The sequence below is a fragment of the Georgenia sp. 311 genome, from assembly GCF_006151955.1.
Classification (GTDB): domain Bacteria; phylum Actinomycetota; class Actinomycetes; order Actinomycetales; family Actinomycetaceae; genus Oceanitalea; species Oceanitalea wutianyii.
In genome coordinates this window covers 1-2,990 of the sequence record NZ_VDFS01000055.1, presented here as the reverse complement: position 1 = coordinate 2,990, position 2,990 = coordinate 1, and the positions used below count along the sequence as shown (strand labels likewise).

Annotated in this window: 1 protein-coding gene; it reads right to left on the bottom strand. The window is 68.1% G+C overall.

All coding sequences use genetic code 11. The features are described 5' to 3' along the window. Nucleotides 1–101: 101 nt before the first annotated feature. Nucleotides 102–2,687, bottom strand: coding sequence for a DMSO/selenate family reductase complex A subunit (locus FHE66_RS11840; protein WP_139073169.1), 2,586 nt, complete (start codon nt 2,685–2,687; stop codon nt 102–104). Between the last annotated feature and the right edge of the window lie 303 nt (nt 2,688–2,990).

The following is a 2,990-nucleotide window of genomic DNA, read 5'->3' as shown; positions in this document are numbered from 1 at the left end:
ACGGCACACGCCTTGCACCCCGTGCACGCGGACTGGTCGAAGTAGAAGCCGTAGTTCGCACCGGCCTCGGTCAGAGAGTCAGTCATGAGTGCTTACGCCTTTCAGGCCTTGACCACGTTGGCGATGGTCGTGTGAGACGCGTTCCCCTTGGCCAACGGAGAGGGGTGCAGCGAGGTGAGGGTGTTGACCGAGCCGGCGGTGTCGACCGGCAGGTCCTGGTTCGCCTCCGCGGGCGGGCGGACGTCGGAGCTCGGCTTCGGGCTGTACCAGGCGCCCTGCGGGATCGACATGACCCCGGGGGCGATGCGCTCGGTCACCTTGGCCTCCAGGCGCACGGTGCCGCGGTCGTTGTAGACGAACACGTCGTCGCCGTTGGCGATGCCGCGCTCCTCGGCGTCCGCGGGGTTGATCCACACCGTCTGGTGGTGGGCCTCCTTGAGCCAGTCCACGTTGCCGTAGGTGGAGTGGGTGCGGGCCTTGAAGTGGTGGCCGATCACCTGCAGCGGGTACTTCTCCGAGGCGCGCGCCTCGAGGGCACCCTCCCAGGTGTCCACGTGCTCGGGCAGCGGGCAGAGCTTGTCGCCGGCGAGCTCGGGACGGAAGACACCGAAGGTCCACTTCTCCGACATCGCGGCGAGGCGCTCGGAGTAGATCTCGATCTTGCCCGACGGCGTCGGCAGCGGGTTGGCCCCGGGGTCCTCACGGAAGTCGGAGAGGGTGACGACCGGACCGATGTTCTTCCGGTAGATGCCCATCTCCTTCCACTCGTCGTAGTCCGGGAGGTCGGGGTCGTTCTCGCGCGTGGCCTCGATGGTCTCGCGCAGCCAGTCCTCGCGGGACTTGCCCTCGGTGAACTCCGGCTCGGTGCCCAGTCGCTTGGCCATCTCGGTGCAGATGTCGAAGATGCTCTTGCACTCGTAGAGCGGCTCGATCGCCTGGGAGGAGACGATGCCGTAGGCCATGGGGCCGGCGTTCTCGCCCGGGTGGACGTCGGACTCCTCCGCGGAGGAGGTGCCGGGCAGGACGTAGTCCGCGTAGCGCGCCGACACCGTGTACTGGATGTCGCACACGACGATGAGCTCGCACTTGGAGTCGTCCTGGAGGATCTCCACCGACCGGTTGTTGTCACCGGTCTGGTTGACGATGGAGTTGCCGCCGTACTGCCAGACCATCTTGATCGGCACGTCGAGCTTGGTGTTGGTGGGGTTGCCCTTCTCGTCCACGGGCACCTTGTTGTCGCGGACGCCCGGGGCGGACTTCTCGCACACACCGGCGTTGAACGTGTCCATCTCGGGGCCGTGGTCGATCGCGTCGAGCCACGAGAAGACCGAGATGATCTTGTTCGACGGGTTGGTGATGCCGTAGTTGAACGGCTTGACGAACGGCAGGCCCTGGGCGCTCTCGCGGGCGCCGGTACCACCGCCGGGGATGCCGATGCTGCCGATGACGCAGGCGAGCAGGAAGATCGCGCGGGCGTTGTTCTCGCCGTTGGCGTGGCGCTGCGGGCCCCAGCCCTGGGTGATCGCGCACGGCTTGGCGGTGGCGATGTCACGGGCGAGCTGGCGGATGCGAGTGGCGGGGACGCCGGTGATGCCGGCGGCCCACTCGGGGGTCTTCTCGACGCCGTCCGGGCCCTTGCCCTCGATGTAGGAGCGGTAGGAGGAGTTCTCCGGGGCGCCCTCGGGCAGCGTCTTCTCGTCGAAGCCGACGCAGTAGCGGTCGAGGAAGGCCTGGTCGTGCAGGTCCTCCTCGAGCATCACGTGGATCATGCCGGCGACGAGCGCGGCGTCGGTGCCCGGGCGCAGCGGGACCCAGTCGTCGGCGAGGACGGCCGCGGTCTCCGAGTAGCGCGGGTCGATGACGATGGTGCGCACGCCGTGCTTCTTCTTCGTCATCTGGGTGACGGCCAGCTGGCCACCGCCGGACATGCGGGTCTCGAGCGGGTTGTTCCCGAACATGACCTGCAGGCGGGAGTTGGCGGCGTCGTCGAAGGAGTTGCCGCCGACCCAGGTGCCGTAGAAGTAGGGGTAGGCCTGGGTGATCTCGGTGGTCGAGTAGTCGGAGTAGTGGTCGAGGTACCCGCCCCAGGTGTTCATCAGGCGGGCGAAGGGGGAGGCGTCCGGCGGCCACGAGCAGGCCATCGTCGAGCCCAGCACGCCGGTCCCGTAGTTGATGTAGAAGGCCTCGTTGCCGTACTCGGCCTTGATCTCCTTCATCTTGTCGGTGATCTCGTCGAGCGCCTGCTCCCACGAGATCTCCTCCCACTGCTCCTCGCCGCGCTTGGTGCCCGGCTTGCGCTTCATGGGCTTCTTCAGGCGGTCGGGGTTGTACACGCGGTGGCGGATGGAGCGACCACGGACGCACGCGAGCACGCTCTGGCTGCCCAGCTCGTCGTCACCGGTGTTGTCCGGAAGGACCCGGACGATGGTGCCGTCCTTGACCTGCAGACGCAGGGGGCAGCGGGAGCCGCAGTTGACGGTGCAGGCCGACCACACCGTGCGGTCGGCGTCCGCCATGCCCTCGACCGCCGCGGCGGCCGGTGCGCTGCCGGGCATGCCCAGGTCGGACACGGTCGAGACGAGCGCCGCCGCTCCTCCGGTCACCGCTGACCACTTGAGGAAGGTCCGTCGCGTGGGACCCTTCCTGGCGTCGTCGAGACCGTGCTCGACAGTGGACGTTTGGCTCATCGCCGGCCTCCTTGGAACGTACATGAAAGACCACACCATGAGACCAACCGGGGCGGCCCGGGCCGCAGGACCTTCGTCCAGAAGACAGCGCTGACCTCCGTCTTCTCCCGGTGACGCGCCGGGCGGGGACGACGAAGGGGTGAGCCCCGCAGGGCTCACCCCTTGTCTCCGGACCGGGCGACTCGCCGTGCCGGGAGGGCGGACGGTGTCCGCCAGGTCAGATGCCGACTCGGATCATGGAGTCGTAGTGCAGGGAGCGGCCCATGAGCTCGGCGATGAGGGCGAGGGTGAAGGCCGCGGTCA

Excerpts from the sequence above, each read along its gene's own strand:
- FHE66_RS11840 (WP_139073169.1), bottom strand. The coding sequence starts at position 2,687 with ATGAGCCAAACGTCCACTGTCGAGCACGGTCTCGACGACGCCAGGAAG.